Consider the following 22,499-nt stretch of genomic DNA (forward strand, 5'->3'; position numbering starts at 1 on the left):
TTGGCGGTTGCGCTGGATCAGATATCCAGATTGGTTACCTTCAGCGCATTGCTCTCGATGAAATCACGACGCGGTTCCACCACGTCGCCCATCAAGGTGCTGAAGATCTGATCGGCTTCCACCGCGTCTTCGATACGGACCTGCAACAAACGGCGGGTGTCCGGATTGACTGTGGTATCCCACAGCTGTTCCGGGTTCATTTCACCCAGACCCTTGAAGCGCTGGATCATGCGGCCCTTCTTGGCCTCTTCCATCAACCAGGCCTGTGCCTGCGCGAAACCGGTGATTTCCGAGGACTTGTTGCCGCGGTTGATGGTGGCGCCTTCGCGCACCAGCCCGTGCAACAACTGCGAGGCCTGGTGCAGCTGACGCAGTTCACCGGATTCAAATGCAGACAGCGGCAGCACCTGGATGTGTTCCTCGCCCATATGACGACGGGTGACCAACACTGCAGCAGGACGCTGTTCGTTCGGTTCCTGCAACTCCAGGGTGAAACGCGGCGTGCCCAGGCTGCCCTGGTTCAGACGCTTGGCCAAGGCATCCAGGCCTTCGCCTTCGCCGGCACTGCGCAGATGCTCCAGGTCCATCGGGGTGAAATCGACCAGCGCTTCCAGCAGGCTGCGGTCGTAGCGGTGCGCATTGCGGTTGATGGTTTCTTGCGCGGCTGCGTAGGTCATCAACAGCCTTTCCAGCGCGACGCCTTCAATCGGCGGCTCGCCGACAGCAGGAATCAGCGCTGCATTCTCCACGGCGTTATTGGCCAGGTAGGCATCCAGCGCCGGGTCATCCTTCAGGTACAACTCGGTCTTGCCCTGCTTGATCTTGTACAGCGGCGGCAGGCCGATATACACAAAACCACGCTCGATCAGCTCCGGCATCTGACGGTAGAAGAACGTCAACAGCAGCGTACGGATGTGCGCGCCGTCGACGTCGGCGTCGGTCATGATGATGATCTTGTGGTAACGCAGCTTGTCCGGGTTGTACTCGTCGCGGCCAATGCCAGTGCCCAGTGCGGTGATCAGCGTACCGACCTGATCCGAGGCCAACATGCGGTCGAAGCGCGCACGTTCCACGTTGAGGATCTTGCCGCGCAGCGGCAGCACCGCCTGGTTCTTGCGGTTGCGGCCCTGTTTGGCCGAGCCACCTGCCGAGTCACCCTCGACGATGAACAGTTCGGACAGCGCAGGATCCTTTTCCTGGCAATCGGCCAGCTTGCCCGGCAGGCCGGCGATATCCAGCGCGCCCTTGCGGCGGGTCAGATCGCGGGCCTTGCGCGCGGCTTCGCGGGCACGGGCTGCGTCGACGATCTTGCCGGCAATGGCCTTGGCTTCGTTCGGGTTTTCCTGCAGGAATTCTTCAAGCTTGGCGCCGAAGGTGCTTTCCACTGCCGGCTTGACGTCGGAGCTGACCAGCTTTTCCTTGGTCTGGCTGGAGAAGCTCGGGTCCGGCACCTTCACCGACAACACCGCGATCATGCCTTCGCGCATGTCATCGCCGGTGAAGCTGATCTTGGCCTGCTTGGCGATGCCGCTCTGTTCGATGTAGTTGTTGAGCGTGCGGGTCAGCGCGGCGCGGAAGCCGGCAAGGTGGGTACCGCCGTCCTTCTGCGGGATGTTGTTGGTGAAGCAGTACATCGTTTCCTGGTAGGAATCGGTCCACTGCAACGCAACTTCGACCACGATGCCATTCGCTTCGCCGGTTACCGCGATCACATTCGGATGCAGCGGGGTCTTCACCTGCGCCAGGTGCTCCACGAAGCTCTTGATACCGCCTTCGTAGTGGTAATCGTCGCGACGGCCTTCGCCACGCTCATCCACAAGGGTGATGTTGACGCCGGAATTCAGGAACGACAGTTCGCGCAGGCGACGGGCCAGAATTTCGTAGTGGAATTCGACGTTGCCGTGGAACGCCGTCACCGACGGCCAGAAACGCAGCACGGTACCGCGGCGATCACTGGTTTCCAGCTGCTTCAGCGGTGTTACTGCTGCGCCGTCGGCGTACTCCTGCTGGTAGTGGAAACCGCCCTGGTAGATGTCCAGCATCAGCTTCTGCGACAGCGCATTGACCACGCTGACGCCGACGCCGTGCAAACCACCGGAAACCTTGTAGCTGTTGTCGTCGAACTTGCCGCCTGCGTGCAGGACGGTCATCACCACTTCGGCAGCAGAGACTTCGCGATCGAGCTTCTGGCTCATCTGCGCATGCTTGCCGACCGGGATACCGCGGCCGTTATCGGCCACCGACACCGAGCCATCGGCATGGATGGTGACCAACACATTGTCGGCGTGACCAGCGAGGGCTTCGTCGATGGAGTTGTCGACAACCTCGAACACCATGTGGTGCAGGCCAGTGCCGTCATGGACGTCGCCGATGTACATACCGGGACGCTTGCGAACAGCCTCCAAGCCTTCCAATGCGGTGATGCTGTTGGCGTCGTAATTGCCGTTGTTGACCGGGGTGTTCTGTTCTTCGCTCATTGCGCTTGCCGTAGGCTCCGCAGGTCATGCGCCGTTCCGTGGAACGGGCATGAGAGATAGGGGATGACGTTCCGATTATACCTGCCGGGGGGATTTCCGCCCTGAAGGCTCAACTTACGGCATTGATGGTGCCATGTTCCACGTGGAACACAGCCGCTGGACTTAGTTCGGCTTCCAGCGCAACCGGCGTTTCGGTGGCGGTGATGAAAATCTGTGCAGGCGTTGCCGCCAGGTATTGCAGCACACGTTGCTGGTGATTGCGGTCCAGCTCCGAGCCCAGATCATCCAGGGCGATGACCGGCCATTCGCCGCGTTGGCTGGCGTAATCATCGGCCTGCCCGAGCAAGCAGGCCAGGGCGGTGAGCTTGGCTTGGCCACGGGATAGCGCATCACGGCCGGGAATCTGCGTGAAACCAACGCTCCAGTCGGCCCGATGTGGTCCCACCGAGGTATAGCCGGCGCTACGGTCGCGATCACGGGCCAGCAGCAAGGCATCGCCCAGCGACATTTCGTGTCGGCGCCAGCCCGGCTGCAGTTCCAGGGCACTCAATTGCAGGCCTGGGGCCAGATCCGCAGCGATTGCGACCGCCCGATCCTGCAACCGCTCCAGATAATGCTGGCGGCGAGAGGTGAGGGGAGTACCAGCTTCGGCCAGCTCCCAATCCCAGGCATCCAACTGCTTGCCGGGGGCACCCATCTTCAACAGCGCATTGCGCTGTTTCAGGGCGCGGGTGTAGCGCCGCCATAGGGGAAGAAAGTCAGGTTCCACGTGGAACAATCCCCAATCGATGAAGCGGCGACGGGGTTCGCTGCCACCGCTGACCAAGGCATGGCTGCCCGGTTCGAAGGTCACCACAGCCAACGCAGCGCAAAGATTGCCCAATTGCGCCACGTCTTCGCCGTCCAAACGGCCTTTCCATGCCTGTCCGCTGTGCCGCAGCCCTGCCCGGCGCGTTGAAACGCCGAGTTCTGCGTCGCTGCGTTCCTGCCATTCAACAAAAACGTCCAGATTCTCGGCGCCTTTCTGCACCAGCCCATCACGAACGCGGCCTCGGAAGCTGCGGCCATAGGCCATCAGGTGCAGCGCTTCAAGCACGCTGGTTTTGCCCGCGCCATTGGCGCCGGTAATCAGGTTGATTCCAGGACGGGGAGCCAGTTCCACCGAATCGAACCGACGCACGCGGTTCAAGGCAACACGGACGATATGCATTGACGCTCGAAAGAAAGCACGACGCCAGCACGGGGGCCGTGGCTGGCCATGCGCAGCTTAAAGCATCCACCACATTCGAGCAGCACGATAAGCAGGCAAGTGCGATCGCTGATACAGCGGCGCTGGGTGTCACGTGGAACATCGTCTGATTTCTTCAAATCTGACCAGTGCCGTGGACACCAGCTCTGCAGATTTCACGAAAACACGATGCTTTTTGGGGCTTGTATAGGTCCGGGTACAAACCCTGTGTATAAGTTGGGCAATCTGTGGATAAAAGTGGCCTTGAGAGACCTCTTCAACCTTATCCACAGATATCCACAGGCTAGAAGCCCTGTTTTACAGGGGGTTTCAAGGTAAATAAGACGATTAGAAACAAGTACTTAAGGTAGTTTTACATAAAATCTGTTCCTACCATCACCACCAAGCTTTTGATTTATTCTCAGATTTAAAGCATAGAGCTGAGAAAACAGGCCCCCAGAAAGGGCGAAAAACCAGAGCTCTGAATCTTTGAATTCTGGGTGCTGGGATCCAGCTGCAGGATTCAGATTTCAAGAAATCCGATGTCGATCTGAGCCCGCTGCCACGGCAGGCTTGCCAGCCCTTTGCGGCGGCTCTGCAATGGGGCCAGATTTCTCGAATTCTGATCGACTGGTCTGGGTCCCAACTTCCGGATTTCACAGATTTCATTGCTCGCCTTGCTCTGTTGATATAGCGCTGCCTTTGGATCGGGCAGGAGCCTCCGAAACATCGAGAACGTTGAGCTGCTGATCTTTGATCTCGGCCACAGCCTGGGAGGTTCAACCCGGCCATGTTCGGTCAGGGCTGCAGATGTAGCCGGGGAGCAATGAGGCTCTGTGGAACAAAGACTCCCGGTGAGCGCCGACGCGAACGGATCAGGCAAGAGTTTCAGCGCTGGGATTCCCATGTGCTTGGAAGGCAGTGGCAACGCTTATCGGCATGAACTGGAACCCGGCATCGGGGATCAGTGCCGGACTTGTTGCCTACGAAGGAAGCTGGAAGACATCGTGAAAGTCATAGCGGCCGGAGATCTGGGGCAATTCCGCTGCTTCGTTGTGGAAGCTGGTTGATAGGGACAGCCTGTAGCCCGGAAACCAATGATTTCGGGGGCTTCCTGGCTGTTCCACGTGGAACCTCAGCCAGAATCCAAGCCACAAAAAAGCCCGGCGCTAAGCCGGGCTTCTTCGTGTTCCACGTGGAACCTGCTGGTCAGAGACGCAGCGGCATCACCACGTGACGCGACTTCTCGCTGCTGGCTTCACGCACCAGTGCCGAGGAGTTGGAATCGCGCAGCTGGATGACAACGTGCTCATCGCGCAGTGCCGACAGGGCATCGAGCAGGTAGTTCACGTTGAAGCCGATGGCCAGATCGCTGACCACGGTATCGGCTTCGATTTCTTCCTGGGCTTCTTCCTGCTCCGGGTTGTGTGCGCTGATCTTCAGCTGGCCCGGGGTCACTTCGACGCGAACGCCGCGGTACTTCTCGTTGGAGAGAATTGCCGCACGCTGCAGCGAAGCACGCAGGGTTTCGCGCTCAACCTTCACTTCGCGGTCGGCACCAATCGGAATCACTGCTTCGTAATCCGGGAAACGGCCGTCGATCAGCTTCGAGGTGAAGGTGACATCGTCGCGCTTCATGCGCACGTGGCTGCGGCCGACTTCCAGCTCGACCTCGCGCTCGCCGCCTTCCAGCAAACGCTGCAATTCGGTCACGCCCTTGCGCGGCACGATGATCTGGCGCTTGGCGCCGTTATCGTTTTCGAGCGCGGTTTCGCACAGTGCCAGGCGGTGGCCGTCGGTTGCGACACAGCGCAGGATGCTGTCGCGCAGGTCGAACAGCAGGCCGTTGAGGTAATAGCGCACGTCCTGCTGCGCCATTGCGAAGGCAGTGCGCTCGATCAGTTCCTTCAGCGCGGCTTCCGGCACGACTACGCGCTCGGTGGCTTCAACTTCGTCAACCGATGGGAAGTCGTTCGCCGGCAGGGTCGCCAGAGTGAAACGGCTGCGTCCGGCCTGGACAGTGATCTTGTCGCCCGTCTGCGAAACCGTGATGCGGCTGCCATCGGGCAGGGCGCGGATGATTTCGAACAACTTACGCGCCGGGATCGTGGTTTCGCCGTCCTGGGCATCTTCGACCGCGATGCGGGAGACCATTTCGACTTCCAGGTCGGTACCGGTCAGCGAAAGCTGGCCGCCCTGAACCTGGACGAGGAAATTGGCCAGAACCGGCAGGGTCTGACGGCGTTCAACCACGTTGACGACTTGGGCCAACGGCTTGAGAAAGGCTTCGCGCTGCAGTGTGAAACGCATGTGGTTTCGTGCCCCTATGCTTTTAAAAGATGTGGATTAAATCAAAAGCTTGGTGGTGCTGGTAGAGCCAGATTTGGCTTAAAACACACCTAAGTGTTTGTTTTTAAATGTTTTATTGAAGCTGAAACCCATGTATTACTGACGCTGAGCAGGTGGGTGAACCTGTGGATAATTTTGACGCGGTTTTGCCGACCAATTTTATCCACAACTTCTCCCAAGCCTGCCCCCGAATCATGCACCGTTTTGTGCGATGACGCCGCAGTGGCGTCGGTGCATCATTCGCTCCACTTACCGCCCAGACCCTGCTGCCCCAATGGTTTTCCCACCTGTTTCATCGATGAGCGTTTCCACAGGGCAGCGCCGGGGCTTACTCGCTGAGCTTGCGGATCAGCTTTTCCCAGTCTTCGCGCAACTTGCCGTCGGTTTCCATCAACGTGCGGATCTGTCGGCAGGCGTGCAGCACCGTGGTGTGGTCACGGCCGGCAAACGCATCGCCGATTTCCGGCAGGCTGTGTTCGGTCAGTTCCTTGGTCAGTGCCATGGCGACCTGACGCGGTCGGGCCAGCGAACGGGTGCGCCGCTTGGACAGCAGATCCTTGATCTGCAAGCCGTAGTAGTCGGCAACCGTTTTCTGGATGTTCGGAATGCTGATCGCCTGTTGCTGGGCGCGCAGCAGGTCGCGCAGGGTTTCCTGGGCAAATTCGGTGGTGATCGCGCGGCCGGTGAAATTGGCGCGGGCGGTCAGCGTATTGAGCGCACCTTCCAGATCGCGCACGTTTGAGCGCATTTTCTTGGCGATCAGGAACGCCACGTCGTCCGGAATCTCGGCGCCGCGTTCGCGGGCCTTGGCCAGCACGATGGCAGCACGGGTTTCAAAGTCAGGCGGCTCGATGGCCACCGACAAACCCCAGGCCAGACGCGATTTCAGGCGGGCTTCCAGGCCTTCCACTTCGCGCGGGTAGCGGTCACAGGTCAGGATGATCTGCTGCTTGCCGTCAAACAAGGCGTTGAAGGTGTGGAAAAACTCTTCCTGGGTGCGGTCTTTGCCGGCGAAGAACTGGATGTCATCGATCAGCAGCGCATCGACCTGCTGGAACTGGCGCTTGAACTGGTCCATGGACTTTTCCTGCAGCGCACGGATCATCGCGCTGAAGAACTGTTCCGAACGCAGGTACAGCACTTTTGCCGCAGGATTGGCCTGGCGCATGGCATTGCCAGCCGCCAGCATCAAGTGGGTTTTACCCAGACCGGTGCCGCCGTACAGCAGCAAGGGGTTATGCGCACGATCACCCGGCTTTTGCGCCGCCTGGAATGCCGCTGCCAAACCCAGCTGATTGCTGCGGCCTTCGACGAAATTGGTGAAGGTGTAGTGGGCGTCGAGGTTGCCGTTGAACGGCACCACCGGCGCGGCCGGCACATAACTGGCGCTCGGGGCGACCAGCGGGGCCGGTTCCGGCGCACGCGGACGCGAGCCGATTTCCAGGATCACCTCGCCGAAACCGGCGAAATGGGTCAGCAGTTCACCGATGCGCGGCAGGTAGCGTTCGCGCACTTGGTCAACGATAAAGGCATTTGGCGCGTACAGCACAAGGCTGTCAGCGCGTTGGTCGGCCTGCAGCGGCTTCAACCAGGTGTGGACATCTTCGGGCGGAAATTCCGCCTCCAGACGTTCGAGACAACGTGTCCAGGCATCCATCAGCAATAGTCGTCAAAGGCTTGCCAGCCGGGCGCAGAAAGCCGCCGGGCCACAGGCCGGAAGGGGGAAAGTGGATGGCCCAGACTACCACCGCAGGCCCGATGCGGGAATGCTTGTCCCGGATTTATTCACAGGCTCATCCACAAGATGTACACCGGCCTGTGGATAGCTTTGTCAAGCAAGACTTGACGTGACCCCGGTAGGGTCTATAGAATTTCCGGTTCTTTCCGTCCACTTCATACAGGTGCCCCAATGGCCACCAAGCGCACGTTCCAGCCCAGCAACCTCAAGCGCAAGCGCGATCACGGTTTCCGTGCTCGTATGAAGACCGCCGACGGCCGCAAGATCCTGTCGCGTCGCCGCGCCAAGGGCCGCAAAGTCCTCAGCGCTTGATTGCGTTGCCGCGTGAAGCGGCAATCGCAACACCGATCGTGATCAGTACTTGCCCGCGCAAGCGATTCCCTCGCTCTGCGCGGGTTCGTACGCGTGCCGAATATACAACGGTCTTCAACGGCGCCCGCCGTGTATCCGATCCCTTGATGACACTCCACTGGTTGAAAGGGGATACCCCTGCTCGACTCGGTTTGGCTGTGTCACGCAAGGTGGATACGCGTGCGGTCGGTCGTAACCGTATCAAGCGTGTGTTGCGGGATGCAACACGCCATCTACGGTCGTGCCTGAGCGGTGGCGATTACGTCATCGTTGCCCGATCCGCGGCCAAGATCGCCAGTAATCAACAGATCCGTGAGGCGTTCGAGCGCCTGCTGCGCCGTGCCGGCGCATTGCCCGTTGTGGCTGCGGGCGGCACAATGCCGCCGCACGAGGGCGCACCCACCCCTCTTCCTTTGAACGTACCGGACACTTCCTCCGGTCGAGCCGAGCCTGCCTGCTGATGAACCAGACCCGTGTATTCCTGATTTTTGCCTGGCTGATGGTAGCCGTGCTGCTGTGGATGGAATGGGGTCGCGAAAAGGCCGCACCGGATCCGGCAACCGTGGCCACCACCCAGCCGGCCGTGCCGGGCGCCAATGACGTCGATCTGCATGCACCGGCCACCGCCGACGTGCCGCAGGCCACCGTGCCGGGCCAACCGCCGGTTGCCGCCGTCGCACCGGGCATGGAAGCCGCTGCCAGCGCCCAGCGCGTGACCGTCACCACCGACGTACTGAAGCTGGTGCTCGACGGCCGCAGCGTGCTTGACGCCGATCTGCTGCACTTCCCGCAGACCAAGGCCGCCGGCAGCCCGCCGGTGCAGCTGCTGACCGAAGACAAGGCACACCCGTACAGCGCCACCGCTGGCTGGGCCAGCCAGAACAACTCGCCCGTCCCCGGCGCCAATGGTTTCCAGCCGGCCGCCGGTGTCACCGCTGTTGCCCTGGCTGAAGGCCAGAATGAAGTGCAGGTGCCGTTCGTATGGAACGGCCCGAATGGCGTCAGCATCCACCGCACCTACACCTTCAAGCGTGGTGATTACGCCATCAGTGTGAAGGACGAAGTGGTCAATACCGGCACCGCGCCGTGGCAGGGCTATGTGTTCCGCAAGCTGGATCGCGTGCCGCCGGTGATCACCAAGGGCATGACCAATCCGGATTCCTTCAGCTTCAATGGCGCCACCTGGTTCAGCCCGGCTGATGGCTACCAGCGTCGTGCATTCAAGGATTACCTGGAAGACGGCACCATCAACCAGACCATCAGTGGTGGCTGGGTGGCGATGCTGCAGCACCATTTCTTCACCGCCTGGATTCCGCAGGCTGACCAGTCGGCGCTGTACCTGCTGTCGCAGAACGGTCCGCGTAACGTGATCGAAACCCGCGGCCCCGGCTTCACCGTGGCACCGGGCCAGAAAGTCAGCACCGAGGCACGCCTGTGGGTGGGCCCGAAGCTGGTCAACCAGATCGCCAAGGAAGACGTGAAGGGCCTGGACCGCGTGGTCGATTACAGCCGCTTCTCGATCATGGCCATCATCGGCCAGGGCTTGTTCTGGGTGATGAACCAGGTGCACAAGCTGGTCGGCAACTGGGGCTGGGCCATCATCGGTCTGGTGATCCTGTTGAAGATGGCGCTGTTCCCGCTGGCCAATGCGCAGTTCAAGTCGCAGGCCAAGATGCGCAAGTTCCAGCCGCGTATCGCGCAGCTGAAGGAGCGCTACGGCGACGACAAGCAGAAGTTCCAGACTGCAATGATGGAGCTGTACAAGAAGGAGAAGATCAATCCGCTGGGTGGCTGCCTGCCGCTGCTGATCCAGATGCCGATCTTCTTCGCCCTGTACTGGGTGCTGGTGGAGTCGGTGGAACTGCGTCAGGCGCCGTGGCTGGGCTGGATCCAGGATCTGACCGCACGTGACCCGTACTTCATCCTGCCGATCATCAACATCGCGGTGATGTGGTTCACCCAGAAGCTGACCCCGGCTGTGGGCATGGATCCGATGCAGCAGAAGATGATGCAGTTCATGCCGTTGGTATTCGGCGTGATGATGGCCTTCATGCCGTCCGGCCTGGTCCTGTACTGGGTGGTCAACGGCGGCCTGAGCCTGCTGCAGCAGTGGTGGATGATCAAGAAGCACGGCGAAGACGCGCCGAGCAAGGTGATCGAAGCCAAGTAAGCAAAAGCCCGCCGCAAGGCGGGCTTTTCGCATGTGGGGGAGGCCACGCCAAGACAGGTCGTTCGGCTGTTTGTAGGAGCGGTGTAAGCCGCGAAGCCGACGCAGCATCAGATCGCACAGCTTCCCGGTGTTCCAGCAAGGCCAGCTTCGCGGCTTACGCCGCTCCTACAAAAGGGGCGGCATTTCGCCGCAAGCCGGCCTTTTCGCCTGTGGCGTTAGAATCACCACGCCTGTTGCACCCTTTCATCCCGAGCCTGCCATGCCCCGTTCGTTGTCGCGCCGCCTGATCCTGCCTGCCGTGTTGCTTGCCGCGCTGACGATTGTTGGCTGTTCCAAAAAGGACGAGGCCGGTACCGCAACGCCAACCCAGGCCAGCGCGCAGGCTGCCGCCGCAGCCAATCCAGCGGCGGCGCCGCTGTTGACCGCATTGCAGAAACAATTGGACGGGCACCGCCGCATCGTTGTGTTGCTGGCCGACGAGGCACAGCAATCGCCAGCCGACCGCCAGACTTCCAGTCGCATCGGCCAGCAGCTGTTCCATGACGGCTTGGAACAGCGCCAGGCCATTGCCGCGCAGTTCGACGCCTTGCTGCGCGACCCGAATCCGCAGCGCTTCGCTACCCTGGGCACGGTGCTGGATTACATCGAATCCTCGCCCGAGCTCTACGACGCCGATCGCCTGGCCTTCCGCGAAATACTGCGCGAACTGCATCAGCGCGCGGGCGCGGATTCCTCGCTGCCGGCAGTGAAACTGCACCAGCGCATCGGCGAAGACCTGGACGCGCTCGACGAGATCGAGCGCAACTACAACCAGGAACTGACCCGCATCTTCAGCCGCTTCGAGCGCACCCGTGCGATCGAGCTCAAGCGTGAAAAGTGGGACGACTATGTCGCCCACCTCAACACGCTGTACAAGCGCGACGCCATCCTGCGCGACTTTGGCGTGATCGAGCCCTACCCGATGTCGATGCAGGACAGCGACCGCGAGATCTTCGGCCGTGACCTGCCGGCCAAGACCGTCGTGCTTACGTTCGACGATGGCCCGCACAAGGCGTACACCGATGAGGTTGTCGCCATCCTGCAGCGCTACGACGTGCCGGGTGTGTTCTTTGAAGTGGGCCGCAATCTCGGTGCGGTCGAGGCCGATGGCAAGGTCAAGCTCGGGCCGATGGCTGGCATCAGCCGCAACCTGATGGAGCACGGCTATGCAGTCGGCAACCACAGCCTGACCCACGCGCAGCTTTCGCGCACCACTGGCGATGCGCTGCGCCAGCAGGTGCTCGATACCGATACCTTGCTCAAGGGCGTGGATGCCAAGCGCGCGCCGCTGTTCCGCTTTCCGTATGGGGCGCGCAACGCCGAAGGCCTGCAGCTGCTCAACGAAGCCGGGCTGAAATCCATCATGTGGAACATCGACTCGATGGACTGGGCCGACCCGGTGCCCGAGTCCATCGTGCAGCGCGTGGTCGACCAGGTGCAGAAGGAGCAGCGCGGCATCATCCTGTTCCATGACATCCACGACCGCGCGGTGAAGGCGCTGCCGCAGATCCTCGACAAGCTGATCGCTGATGGCTACCAGTTCGCTGGCTGGAATGGCCGTGATTTCAGCGTCAGCCGTGCGCGCAAGGGTGCGGTCGCCGACACCACGGTCACCACCGGCTACGAAAAATCCTGGGCGATCGTCATCGGCATCGATGAGTACGCCAAATGGCCCAAGCTCGAATACGCCGGCCGTGACGCGCAGTCCATCGCCGATACGCTGACCGGCCAGTTCGGCTTCCCGTCTTCGCAGGTGATCGTGCTGAAGAACCAGCAGGCCACCCGCAACAACATCCTGGCAGCCTTCCACGACCGCCTGGCCGATGAGCGCACCGGCAAGAACGACCGCGTGTTCGTGTTCTTCGCCGGCCATGGCGCTACCCGCCAGCTGGCCTCCGGTCGCGATCTGGGCTACATCATCCCGGTGGATTCGGATCCGAACGAATTCGCCACCGATGCAATCGCGATGACCGACATCCAGAACATCGCCGAGAGCATGCAGGCCAAGCACGTGCTGTTCGTGATGGATGCCTGTTACAGCGGCCTTGGGCTGACTCGCGGCGGCGGCAGTTCGTCGTCGTTCCTGCGCGAGAACGCACGCCGCAGCGCGCGGCAGATGCTGACTGCCGGCGGTGCCGACCAGCAGGTCGCCGACAGCGGCCCGAACGGGCATTCGGTATTCACCTGGGTGCTGTTGCAGGCCTTGGCTGGCAAGGGCGATCTCAATGGCGATGGCCTGATCACCGGCACCGAGTTGGCCGCGTATGTAGCGCCTGCGGTGTCGGCGGTATCGCGACAAACCCCGGCCTTTGGCAGCCTGCCCGGTTCGCAGGGCGGCGAGTTCGTGTTCCAGGTTCCGGACAGCCAGGAATTCCTCAACGCCGATACCCGCCAGCTTTCGGCTGACGCCATTGCCCTCAACAGCCGTGTCGATGCCGTGCAGGAGGCCAAGCCTGCAGGCAAGACCGAAGCGCCGGTAACGGTTGCCGATCTGCAGGGTGGCAAGAGCACCCTCGTGGTACCGGCCGCGGTGCCAACCTCGGATCGACAGCGCGCGCAGCAGGCCAACGACCGCGGCCTGCAGCTGTACCGCGAGAAGCGCTATGACGAAGCCGCGGTGCAGTTCACCGAGGCATTGAAGCTGCGTCCGGATTTCGCCCAGGCGGCGAACAATCTTGGCTTCGTCTACTACCGCCAGCAGCGCTACGCCGAAGCTGCACGTTGGCTGGAGAACACCTTGAAGATCGATCCCTCGCGCGCGGTGGCCTATCTGAATCTTGGCGACGCCTACTTCAATGCCGGCGACAAGGCGAAGGCCAAGCAGGCCTATGGCACCTATCTGGAACTGCAGCCGCAAGGCAGCGGCGCCGCCCAGGCCCGCGCACAACTGCAGAAGCTGTAAGCCATGAGCGACTTGTCCACAGGCCAGACCATTGTTGCCATCGCCAGCGGCGCCGCTGCTGGCGGCGTTGGCATGCTGCGTGTGTCCGGCCCGCAGTCACTGCGCATAGCGGTTGCACTGGGTTGCCCGCAGCTCAAGTCGCGCCACGCCCATTACGCCAGGTTCCGCGATGACGCAGGCGAAGTCATCGACGACGGCATCGCCCTGTATTTCCCCGGTCCGCGCAGCTTTACTGGCGAAGACGTGGTGGAACTGCAGGGCCACGGCAGCCCGGTGGTGCTGCGACAGCTGCTGGCCCGTTGTATCGAACTGGGCGCGCGTCAGGCCCGCCCCGGTGAGTTCAGTGAGCGGGCCTTCCTCAACGGCAAGCTCGACCTGGCCCAGGCCGAAGCCATCGCCGACCTCATCGCCGCTGGCGATGTGCGCGCCGCGCGTGCCGCGCGGCGTTCACTGGATGGCGTGTTCTCACGCCGGGTGGAAGAAGTAGGCGAGCAACTGGTACGGCTGCGCATCCATGTTGAAGCCGCCATCGACTTCGCCGACGAGCCGCTGGACACGCTGGGCGGCGCGCAGGTGCGCGCCGGCATCGAACAGGCCAAGGCCTTGCTGGCCCAGCTGCGCATCGACGCCGAACGCGGCCGCAAGCTGCGCGATGGCCTGCACGCGGTGCTGATCGGTCCGCCCAATGCCGGCAAGAGCTCGCTGCTCAATGCGCTCGCCGGCAGCGAACGGGCGATCGTCACCGATATCGCCGGCACCACCCGCGACACTCTGCGCGAAACCATCCGCATCGATGGCCTGGAGTTGGAGCTGGTCGACACCGCTGGCTTGCGCGAAGGTGGCGACGCCATCGAACGCGAAGGCATGCGCCGCGCCCGCGCCGAGATGCAGCGGGCGGATCTGGCCATCGTCGTGCTCGATGCCCGCGATCCGGAAGCGGGCAGGGCAGCCATCGGTGATGCCGCCGCGCAGGCCGCGCGCCAGCTGTGGATCTACAACAAGTCGGACCTGTTACCGCAGTGGCCGCAGGAGCTGGACGAAGACAGCATCGCCCTGTCCGCTGCCAATGGCCAAGGCCTGGAGCAGCTGCACGCACGCCTGCGCGAGATCGCCAGCCACGGTGCTGGCGAGGGCATGCTGGGCGAGTTCTCCGCGCGCCTGCGCCATGTCGAAGCACTATCCCTGGCCAGCGAACACCTCGATGCCGCCGATGGCCAGCTGCACTACGATCAGTTGGAACTGGCCGCCGAGGAACTGCGGCTTGCACATGACGCCCTCGGCGAAATCACCGGCCGCATGACCGCCGACGATCTGCTGGGCAGGATTTTCTCGAGCTTCTGCATCGGCAAGTGATGCCGGCGTGGAGCCAACGGCCCGCAATGGGCAGACAGCGCAATAATCAGGAGGTAGTAAATGTTTTCGCACATCATGGTGGGTGCCAATGACATCGAGGCATCCAAGGCGTTCTATGACGCGCTGCTGTCCACACTCGGCGCGAAGCCGGGCTTCGTCGATCCCAAGGGCAATGTGGTTTATCTCCACGCCGGCGCCTTGCTGATCGTCGGCCATCCGCGCAACGGCGAGCCGGCCACCCATGCCAATGGAGGCACCATCGGCTTCAACTGCGCCTCGCCGGAAGTGGTGGAGGCCTGGCATGCGGCGGGTGTTGGCCACGGCGGCGTGAGCGTGGAAGATCCGCCGGGACCGCGGCAAAGCCCGTTCGGTCCGCTCTACCTCGCGTATCTGCGTGACCCGGCCGGCAACAAGCTGTGTGCCACGCACCGTGCGGCGTAGGCCTGAGCCTCGCCTTTCCCGGCACTGGCGGCGCGGACCACTACGCGCCGCCAGTTACTGACAGTTCTGTTTGCCGCCGTTAGGCTAGGCCCTGTTACGGGATCCCCCCGCCAACGGAGTCAGTCCAATGCGCCATTGATGCAACCGTCTTGATGACGGTCCCTACCAGTCCCTGCAGCCGCTGGCGGCCGGGTGCTTCGGGCATCGATGGAATACCGCATGACAAACTCAATTTCCGTGACGCTGGACGGCGTCGCATGGCACACGCCCGATGGGCGCAGCCTGTTCTCCAACCTCAACGCACAGTTCGATGGCCGGCCCACCGGGCTGGTCGGCCGCAATGGCGTGGGTAAATCCGTACTCGCACAGATAATGGCCGGGCTGCGCCAACCCAGTGCCGGGCACTGCCGTCGCATCGGTGAGGCCTACTACCTTGCACAGCAGGTACAGCCGCAAACAGGACAGCGCGTAGCCGAGCTTGCAGCTGTGGATAAGCGTGTGGATGCATTGCGCAGGATTGAAGCCGGAAGCACGCTGCAAGCGGATTTCGACGCGATTGGCGAGCAATGGAGCCTGTGTGAAACCCTGCAGCAGGCCTTGGCTGATGCAGGCTTGCACGGTGTTGATGCGGATACACCTGTGGATAAGCTCAGTGGCGGGCAATGCATGCGCGTCGCTCTGGTGGGTGCGCTGTTGCAGCCGGTGGAGTGGCTGATCCTCGACGAACCCAGCAATCATCTCGATCACGCCGGCCGGCTCTGGTTGGCCGAGCAGCTGCGCGCGAGAAAGCAGGGCCTGATCCTGGTCAGTCACGATCGCCTGCTGCTGCAACAAGTGGAACGCATCGTCGAACTGTCACCGCAGGGGCTGCGCAGCTACGGCGGCAATCATGCGTTCTATGCACAGGCGCGCGCGGGCGAACGTGCTGCAGCCGAGGCTTTGCTGCAACAGCGCCGACACGAACGCCGCAAGGGCGAGCAGGCGCTGCGGGAACAACGCCAGCGGCTGGAACAGCGCAGCGCGCGCGGCAACCGCGAGGCCGCCAACGCCAATCAAGCGCCTATCCTGCTTGGCCTGCAGCGCCAACGCGCCGAAGCCACTCTTGGCAAGGCGCGCGCGCAGCTGGATCAGCGCCAGGTACAGCTGCACGATGCGGTGCGCGAGGCACAGGCCGACAGCGAAGCCGCCGCCCCGGTGTTGCTGCTTCCAAGCGTGCAAACCAGCGGACCGGAGTGGGTGGTGCGTTCCTGCGGACTGCAGCTGCCGTATGTGGCACCGGCGCTGAGCGCGCTGGACTTCAACCTGCGCCGTGGCGAGCGGGTCGCCATCACCGGCGCCAACGGTGTGGGCAAGTCGACCTTGTTGAAGGTGTTGGCCGGGCAACTGCCAGCGCTTGCCGGCGAAGTGAGCGTGCAGGTGCCTGTGGCCCTGCTGGATCAGCAACTGCAGCTGCTGCCCGAGCACAGCAGCGTGCTGGAAGCTCTGCGTCTACGTAATCCGGGCATGGCCGAAGGTGAGCTGCGCAGCCGATTGGCCCTGCTTGGTCTGGACGCAAACCAGGTACAGCTGCCCTCGGTCCAGCTCAGTGGCGGGCAACGCTTGAAAGCCGGCCTGGCCTGCGCGCTATATGCCGATCCACCGGCACAGCTGCTGTTGCTGGACGAGCCCGGCAATCACCTCGACCTGGATGCACTGGCGGCTCTGGAAGATCTGTTGCGCCAATACCAGGGCAGCCTGGTGCTGGTATCGCATGACGAGGCGCTGCTACAGGCCATCGGCATCACCGCGCGCCTGCATGCCAGCGCCGATGGCTGGGAGTGGCAACGCAATCAGTGACGCGATGTTCTTCCACACGTCACATGCAGCCGTCATGCTGCGCGCCTTGTTTTTGATTGGAGTAGTGACGGTGCGAAGCTGGGCCTGGTTGATGGCGGTGGGGGTTGGCGTGGCATGCTGTTGGGCAATGGACAGCTCAGCCGCGCAGACTTATCCCCAGGTTTCGGTGTACGCGCACCGTGGTGCCAGCGCATTGCTGCCCGAGCACACCCTGGCCGCTTATGCACAGGCCATCAGCGACGGCGCCGATTACATCGAGCCGGACCTGGTGATGAGCAAGGACGGGGTGATGCTGGCCCGGCACGAAAACGAGATCGGCTCCACCACCGATGTCGCCAGCCATCCCGAGTTCGCCAGCCGCCGCACCCGCAAGCTGATCGACGGCCAGCAGATCGAAGGTTGGTTCACTGAAGATTTCACCGTCGCCGAGCTGAAGACGCTGTACGCGCGCGAGCGCCTGCCGCAGATCCGCGGCACCGCCTTTGATGGCCAGTTCCGCATTGCCACCCTGGACGAGATCATCAGCTTCCTGGTGCAGCAGGCCGGTCGCGCCAACCGCGGCATCGGCCTGGCCCCGGAGATCAAGCACAGCAGTTATTTCCAGAGCATCGGCCTGCCGATGGAAGACAAACTGCTGGCCAGCCTGCAGGGCAACAGCTACACCAAGGTTGCACCGGTCCTGCTGCAGTCCTTCGAGACCGCCAACCTGCGGCAGATCCGCAGCAAACTCGGCAAGGACAGCAATATCCGTCTGCTGCAGTTGCTGAGCAGTGGTGATGAAAAGCCGGCCGACGTTGCACTGGCCGGCGGCAAGCTGACTTATGCACAGATGATGACCCCCGCCGGCCTGCGCGAAATCGCCAGCTATGCCGATGCGATCGGCGTGGAACGGCGCGCGCTGGTGCCGCTGGACGCACAGGGCAAGTTGGCTGCCCCTACCGCCTTGATCGGCGATGCGCATGCCGCAGGCCTGCAGGTAGTGGCCTACAGCTTCCGCCCGGAAAACCCGTTCCTGCCGCCGGCCTTTCGCCAGGGTGCGGAGAACGCGCGCAACCCGGAGGCTTCGGTGGCCGAGATCCGCGTGTATCTGCAGGCGGGTATCGATGCGTTCTTTACCGATGATCCAGCGCTGGGGCGGCGGGCGGTGGATGGCATCTGAGCATTGCCGCCAAAAGAAACTTCGGGAGTAGCCTTGCTGGCCCCTTGACCGTGGTCGAACGTGGCCGATGAGATACTGATCGTCGTCGGAACGGTCATCACGGATCGTTGCCCATCACGGATGAGGGCGGAACATGTTGCTTGGGTATCGCTACGAAGAAGGACCGGTGCTGCGGGTCCACGCGGTCAATTGGCTGCTGCGGGTGGCACTGCTGCTCGTTGTACTACTCTTGCTCGGACTGCCCGTGCTACTGACTGGGGACGTCGACTTTCGTTGGAAAATGATGAGAGGCGGGCTGCTGGACGCACTGCTGCCGCTGCTGAGTTTGATGGCGTTGCCTGTGATGGGGCTTGCCAGTGGCTGGTACACAAGGGTGCGAGAAACACTGGAGATCGATGTACCTGGCAATCGGGCGATACGTCGCTCGTGCAATATGTTCGGAGCTGCTGCGAAGGTTGAAGTATTTTCCCTGGATGACCGCCGGAAGCTTCAGCTTCGTCGTCTGGTGATTGCGAGCAGATCGAGCGGCCGCGGCCCGACGCGATTCCCGGCCCAGTTGTGGCTGATCAACAACGACAGCAGCGAGCACCAGCTCAGCTTTGAAACCGTGCAGATACGGCCAGGCAGGGCAAAAACGCAGGCGTTCTTGCAGCGGGTTGCTGACCAGTTGGGGCTGAGCGTTCCCAGCGACGTGGTTGAGCTGCCGCCTCCAGCGCAGCAGGCGGCCTCAGGTTCTCAGAGCCGGCATGGGGATAGATCACAGCCGCCATTAGCAAGCCGCCGGACCAAGCGCAGGAACAAGGTTCTTGGCGGAACACAACCGAGTCAGGCCGCAACTTCCGGCGGGTCAGATAGCCACGATGCTGTGCCGGCCATCATTCGTGCCGTAATGGCATTGTTTGGTGCAATGCTTGCGGTCTATAGCCTCGGCAAGGGGGTGGGGTTGGCCCTGGGGGTGATGCGTGGTGTCCTGGTCGGGGGGTCACTACGAAACAACACGGTCCGCTATTACTACTGGGCTGATGATCGGCTCGCCTTTTTGTTCCAGCTGATGTCTGTTTCGATGGTGGTTCTGATTTTGGGAGCGGCGGGTTGGGGGTGTTTGCGTGTGGCAATGAACGGGGCCTTGCCGAAACAACCTTAGTCATCCTGCCTGGGAGTTGGCCTGCGCAACGGCACCACCACTTCATAGTCACGGCCTTCGCGCGGCTGCCACAGCACCGGCACCTGGCCCGGTGCGGGCGGCTCCAGTTCGTTGTCGGCTTCGGCCAGCTGGTCGGCATCTTCCTCGTCTTCCCAGCTGTAGCGCTTGCGCTCAGCGCGCGGGTCGACGTTGCGGAACAGCAGCGCGGCGATCACGCCGGCGGCGGCACCGCCCATATGCGATTGCCAGGACACCCCTGGCTCGTGCGGCAGGATGGTGATCAGCATGCTGCCGTAGAACAGGAAGCCGATCAGGCTGGCAGCAATTGCTGGCCGGTCACGGCGCAGCAGGCCGAGCACGAAGACCAGGAACATCAGGCCGTGGGTCAGGCCGCTGGCACCGAGGTGGCGGCTGCCGGCATCGCCCAGCATCCACGCACCCAGGCCGGAACCTATCCACAGCAAGGGCAGGGCGCGCAGGGTGGCTTTGGGATAAACACTGCCGGCCAGCGTGCCGAGAATAAGCAGGGCGACCGCATTGGCGCCCAGGTGTTCGATAGAACCATGTAACAAGGGTGCGCCCAGCAGGCCAGCAAGACCGCTGGCTTCCAGTGGCGCTACCGCCCAAGGCCGCCAATCCCAGCCGCTGCTCTGCAGGGCGAACATCGCCACCAGCAGCAATACGAAGCCCAGGCTGATGTTGAACGCGCGCAGCACCCGGCTGCGGTCGTTGCGGGCGGTGATGGCCGGCGTGTCGCCGGTGTCGGGCAGGGTTGGCGTGTCCATGATCAAGGGATTGCGGCGCCATCGGCCAAAGCCAAGGGCGCCGCGCATGGGATCTGGCATGCCACCGGCGGGACAATCCCGCCGATGGCGCGTGCATCAGGCCTTGTGATCGCCCTTCGGCGGGATCTTCAGGCTCAGGATCACGGTGCCCGCCAGAATCGCGGCCACAACACCCAGTGATACTGGGACCGGGATCTTGAAGATGTCGATCAGCAGCATCTTGGTGCCGATGAAGGCCAGGATGATCGCCAAACCATAGGGCAGCAGGTGGAAGCGGTCGGCCATGCCGGCCAGCAGGAAGAACATCGCACGCAGGCCCAGCACAGCGAACACGTTCGAGGTCAGCACGATGAACGGGTCGGTGGTGATGGCGAAGATGGCCGGGATCGAGTCAACCGCGAAGATCACGTCGGTGACCGCGATCAGGATCAGCACCACGAACATCGGGGTGAACCAACGCACGCCGTCCTTCTCGGCAACCAGGCGGTTGCCGTTGTACTCGTGGGTGATGCGCAGGTGCTTGCGCATGAACTTCAGCGCCGGGTTGTTATCCAGGCTGGGTTCTTCGCTGGCGGCAAACCACATCTTCCAGCCGGTGTAGAGCAGGAAGGCGCCGAACACATACAGCAGCCAATGGAACTGGGTGACCAGCACGGAACCGGCGAAGATCATGATCGTACGCAGCACGATCGCACCAAGGATGCCGATGATCAGCACACGTTGGCGCTGCGTCTCAGGCACCGCGAAGTAGCCCATGATCAGCAGGAAGACGAATATGTTGTCGACTGCCAGCGCCTTTTCGATCAGGTAGCCGGTCAGGAACTGCAGGCCGATTTCATTGGCGACCGCCAAGCCTGCGGTTTCGTGCAGGTAATACCAAAGGCCGGCATTGAAGGCCAAGGCCAGCGCCACCCAGCCCAGCGACCAGTAGATGGCCTCCTTGAAGGTGACTTTGTGCGGACCACCGTGGCGCATCAGCACCAGGTCGACCAACAGCGCGGCGATGACGACGGCAATGAAGCCGCCCCAGAGCCAGGGATTACCAATTGTCTGCATCATGATGAAATTCCGGTCGTGAGTGGATTATCTCGGAACCACAAAGGCCAAGAGCTGGACACGGAATCAAGAGACCGGGGACAGAGCTTCGCCTATGCGGCGAAGGTCTTGCTCACAGTTCCAATGGCTGGAACTGCCGTTGCACCGGAGTCTTGCGACTCGAATTGACGGCGACAACGTCTGGGAGCTACTCCCCTTCAGGGACGGATAATGCAGGCTGTGCCTATTACAGTCAATGAATACGCTGCAGGCAGGGGGCGGTGCGCGGCTACAATAGCGCCATGAATACCCCACTCCCCGTCGTACGCCTGAAGAACGCGTGGCGCTCCAGCCACCCGTGGATTTTCCAGAAACTGGTCGAGAAGCCGACCGTCAAGCCCAAGTCCGGCACCATCGTCGATGTGGTCGGCGTGGACGGCGAGTGGATTGGCCGCGGCTTCTACAACGGCCACTCGCGCATCGCCGTGCGCATCCTGGAAACCAATCCGGACGTAGCCGTGGACCAGGCCTGGTTCGCGCAGAAGCTGGCGCAGGCGGTGTCGCTGCGCCGCGACGTGCTCAAGCTGGATGCAACCTCCAATGCCTGGCGCGTTGTCCACAGCGAAGGCGACGGCCTGTCCGGCCTGGTGGTGGACCGCTATGACGACCTGCTGGTGGTCGAGTTCTTCGCTGCCGGCATGTTCCGTCACCGCGAGTGGATCTACGAGGCGCTGCGCGACCTGTTCCCGGGCTGCCGCTTCCACAGCTTCGCCGACGAACACGTGCAGAAGCAGGAAAGCTTCGATTTCCACGGCAACACCACCACCGAACCGGCAGTGATCACCGAGTACGGCATCAAGTTCCGCGCCGACCCGGCCGGTGCGCACAAGACCGGTTTCTTCGCCGACCAGCGCGAGAACCGTGAGTGGCTGAGCCAGCAGGTCGAAGGCAAGACCGTGCTCGACCTGTGCTGCAACACCGGTGGCTTCGCGGTGTATGCCGCAGCGCGCGGTGCGGCCGACGTGCTGGGCGTGGATATCGACCAGGACGTGATCCATCTGGCCAAGGGCAATGCGCGTTTGAACAACGCCAAGCCGCGCTTCGTGCAGGCCGACATCTTCCCGTGGCTGCGTGATGCGGCCAACCGTGGCGACCAGTACGACGTGGTGATCCTGGATCCGGCCAAGATGACCCGTGACCGCGATCAGGTCATCACCGCGCTGAAGAAGTACCTGGACATGAACAAGCTGGCCTTGGGCGTGGTCAAGCCCGGCGGCCTGTTCGCCACCTTCTCCTGCACCGGCCTGGTGGCCGAGGACCAGTTCCTCGACATGCTGCGCCGCGCCGCGTTCTATTCCAACCGCACCATCCAGATCCTGAAGGTTGCCGGCGCCGGCCCGGACCACCCGTTCATGGCGCACGTGCAGGAATCGCGTTACCTCAAGGCGGTGTTCTGCCGCGTGCTGGACTGAGGCAAAAGCGACCCCTCCCC

Annotated in this window: 16 protein-coding genes; 10 read left to right on the top strand and 6 right to left on the bottom strand. The window is 62.4% G+C overall.

Going from position 1 to position 22,499, the window contains the following annotated elements; all coding sequences use genetic code 11:
* Positions 1-17 precede the first annotated feature (17 nt).
* From gyrB to dnaA, 4 genes are all read right to left on the bottom strand, one after another.
* Positions 18-2,477, bottom strand: a complete 2,460-nt coding sequence (gene gyrB, locus ACVOLL_RS13735; protein ID WP_481513402.1) for a DNA topoisomerase (ATP-hydrolyzing) subunit B — start codon at positions 2,475-2,477, stop codon at positions 18-20.
* Between the two features lie 109 nt (positions 2,478-2,586).
* The gene (recF, locus tag ACVOLL_RS13740; RefSeq protein WP_481513403.1) at positions 2,587-3,687 is read right to left on the bottom strand and encodes a DNA replication/repair protein RecF; all 1,101 of its coding nucleotides are present in this window, start codon (positions 3,685-3,687) and stop codon (positions 2,587-2,589) included.
* A 1,227-nt stretch (positions 3,688-4,914) separates the two neighbouring features.
* On the bottom strand, positions 4,915-6,015 hold the full coding sequence (gene dnaN / locus ACVOLL_RS13745) for a DNA polymerase III subunit beta (protein ID WP_057629944.1): 1,101 nt from the start codon (positions 6,013-6,015) through the stop codon (positions 4,915-4,917).
* Positions 6,016-6,382: 367 nt separating this feature from the next.
* Positions 6,383-7,711, bottom strand: a complete 1,329-nt coding sequence (dnaA, locus tag ACVOLL_RS13750) for a chromosomal replication initiator protein DnaA (protein WP_296247335.1) — start codon at positions 7,709-7,711, stop codon at positions 6,383-6,385.
* Between the two features lie 252 nt (positions 7,712-7,963).
* Here dnaA and rpmH point away from each other — a divergent pair, with 252 nt between their 5' ends.
* From rpmH to ACVOLL_RS13795, 9 genes are all read left to right on the top strand, one after another.
* The gene (gene rpmH / locus ACVOLL_RS13755; RefSeq protein ID WP_006404565.1) at positions 7,964-8,104 is read left to right on the top strand and encodes a 50S ribosomal protein L34; all 141 of its coding nucleotides are present in this window, start codon (positions 7,964-7,966) and stop codon (positions 8,102-8,104) included.
* A complete protein-coding gene (gene rnpA / locus ACVOLL_RS13760; protein ID WP_481513404.1) occupies positions 8,101-8,604 on the top strand; it encodes a ribonuclease P protein component in 504 nt (167 codons plus the stop codon). The genes rpmH and rnpA overlap by 4 nt, the downstream gene beginning before the upstream one ends.
* On the top strand, positions 8,604-10,313 hold the full coding sequence (gene yidC / locus ACVOLL_RS13765; RefSeq protein WP_481513405.1) for a membrane protein insertase YidC: 1,710 nt from the start codon (positions 8,604-8,606) through the stop codon (positions 10,311-10,313). The genes rnpA and yidC overlap by 1 nt, the downstream gene beginning before the upstream one ends.
* Positions 10,314-10,572: 259 nt before the next feature.
* Positions 10,573-13,254, top strand: a complete 2,682-nt coding sequence (locus ACVOLL_RS13770; protein ID WP_481513406.1) for a polysaccharide deacetylase family protein — start codon at positions 10,573-10,575, stop codon at positions 13,252-13,254.
* Positions 13,255-13,257: 3 nt separating this feature from the next.
* The gene (gene mnmE, locus ACVOLL_RS13775) at positions 13,258-14,607 is read left to right on the top strand and encodes a tRNA uridine-5-carboxymethylaminomethyl(34) synthesis GTPase MnmE (protein ID WP_481513407.1); all 1,350 of its coding nucleotides are present in this window, start codon (positions 13,258-13,260) and stop codon (positions 14,605-14,607) included.
* A gap of 60 nt (positions 14,608-14,667) precedes the next feature.
* Complete coding sequence (locus ACVOLL_RS13780) at positions 14,668-15,048, top strand: VOC family protein (protein ID WP_481513408.1); 381 nt, start codon at positions 14,668-14,670, stop codon at positions 15,046-15,048.
* 219 nt (positions 15,049-15,267) lie between these two features.
* A complete protein-coding gene (locus ACVOLL_RS13785) occupies positions 15,268-16,884 on the top strand; it encodes an ATP-binding cassette domain-containing protein (protein ID WP_481513409.1) in 1,617 nt (538 codons plus the stop codon).
* A 127-nt stretch (positions 16,885-17,011) separates the two neighbouring features.
* A complete protein-coding gene (locus ACVOLL_RS13790) occupies positions 17,012-18,043 on the top strand; it encodes a glycerophosphodiester phosphodiesterase (RefSeq protein WP_481513410.1) in 1,032 nt (343 codons plus the stop codon).
* Positions 18,044-18,176: 133 nt separating this feature from the next.
* Positions 18,177-19,187: a hypothetical protein gene (locus tag ACVOLL_RS13795; protein ID WP_481513411.1), complete on the top strand. Its 1,011-nt coding sequence runs from the start codon at positions 18,177-18,179 to the stop codon at positions 19,185-19,187.
* On the opposite strand, the gene ACVOLL_RS13800 is transcribed toward ACVOLL_RS13795, so the two are convergent.
* Complete coding sequence (locus tag ACVOLL_RS13800) at positions 19,184-19,972, bottom strand: rhomboid family intramembrane serine protease (protein WP_481513412.1); 789 nt, start codon at positions 19,970-19,972, stop codon at positions 19,184-19,186. The genes ACVOLL_RS13795 and ACVOLL_RS13800 overlap by 4 nt on opposite strands.
* A gap of 96 nt (positions 19,973-20,068) precedes the next feature.
* Positions 20,069-21,028: a TerC family protein gene (locus ACVOLL_RS13805; RefSeq protein ID WP_481513420.1), complete on the bottom strand. Its 960-nt coding sequence runs from the start codon at positions 21,026-21,028 to the stop codon at positions 20,069-20,071.
* A 281-nt stretch (positions 21,029-21,309) separates the two neighbouring features.
* Between ACVOLL_RS13805 and ACVOLL_RS13810 the strand changes: the two genes are divergently transcribed.
* A complete protein-coding gene (locus ACVOLL_RS13810; RefSeq protein ID WP_481513413.1) occupies positions 21,310-22,479 on the top strand; it encodes a class I SAM-dependent rRNA methyltransferase in 1,170 nt (389 codons plus the stop codon).
* Positions 22,480-22,499: the final 20 nt, after the last annotated feature.

The sequence above is a fragment of the Stenotrophomonas sp. STEN035 genome, assembly GCF_056759935.1.

Coding starts and splice junctions, on each gene's coding strand:
- gyrB (WP_481513402.1), bottom strand. CDS start 2,477: ATGAGCGAAGAACAGAACACCCCGGTCAACAACGGCAATTACGACGCC.
- recF (WP_481513403.1), bottom strand. CDS start 3,687: ATGCATATCGTCCGTGTTGCCTTGAACCGCGTGCGTCGGTTCGATTCG.
- dnaN (WP_057629944.1), bottom strand. CDS start 6,015: ATGCGTTTCACACTGCAGCGCGAAGCCTTTCTCAAGCCGTTGGCCCAA.
- dnaA (WP_296247335.1), bottom strand. CDS start 7,711: ATGGATGCCTGGACACGTTGTCTCGAACGTCTGGAGGCGGAATTTCCG.
- rpmH (WP_006404565.1), top strand. CDS start 7,964: ATGGCCACCAAGCGCACGTTCCAGCCCAGCAACCTCAAGCGCAAGCGC.
- yidC (WP_481513405.1), top strand. CDS start 8,604: ATGAACCAGACCCGTGTATTCCTGATTTTTGCCTGGCTGATGGTAGCC.
- ACVOLL_RS13770 (WP_481513406.1), top strand. CDS start 10,573: ATGCCCCGTTCGTTGTCGCGCCGCCTGATCCTGCCTGCCGTGTTGCTT.
- mnmE (WP_481513407.1), top strand. CDS start 13,258: ATGAGCGACTTGTCCACAGGCCAGACCATTGTTGCCATCGCCAGCGGC.
- ACVOLL_RS13780 (WP_481513408.1), top strand. CDS start 14,668: ATGTTTTCGCACATCATGGTGGGTGCCAATGACATCGAGGCATCCAAG.
- ACVOLL_RS13785 (WP_481513409.1), top strand. CDS start 15,268: ATGACAAACTCAATTTCCGTGACGCTGGACGGCGTCGCATGGCACACG.
- ACVOLL_RS13790 (WP_481513410.1), top strand. CDS start 17,012: ATGGACAGCTCAGCCGCGCAGACTTATCCCCAGGTTTCGGTGTACGCG.
- ACVOLL_RS13795 (WP_481513411.1), top strand. CDS start 18,177: ATGTTGCTTGGGTATCGCTACGAAGAAGGACCGGTGCTGCGGGTCCAC.
- ACVOLL_RS13800 (WP_481513412.1), bottom strand. CDS start 19,972: ATGGACACGCCAACCCTGCCCGACACCGGCGACACGCCGGCCATCACC.
- ACVOLL_RS13805 (WP_481513420.1), bottom strand. CDS start 21,028: ATGCAGACAATTGGTAATCCCTGGCTCTGGGGCGGCTTCATTGCCGTC.
- ACVOLL_RS13810 (WP_481513413.1), top strand. CDS start 21,310: ATGAATACCCCACTCCCCGTCGTACGCCTGAAGAACGCGTGGCGCTCC.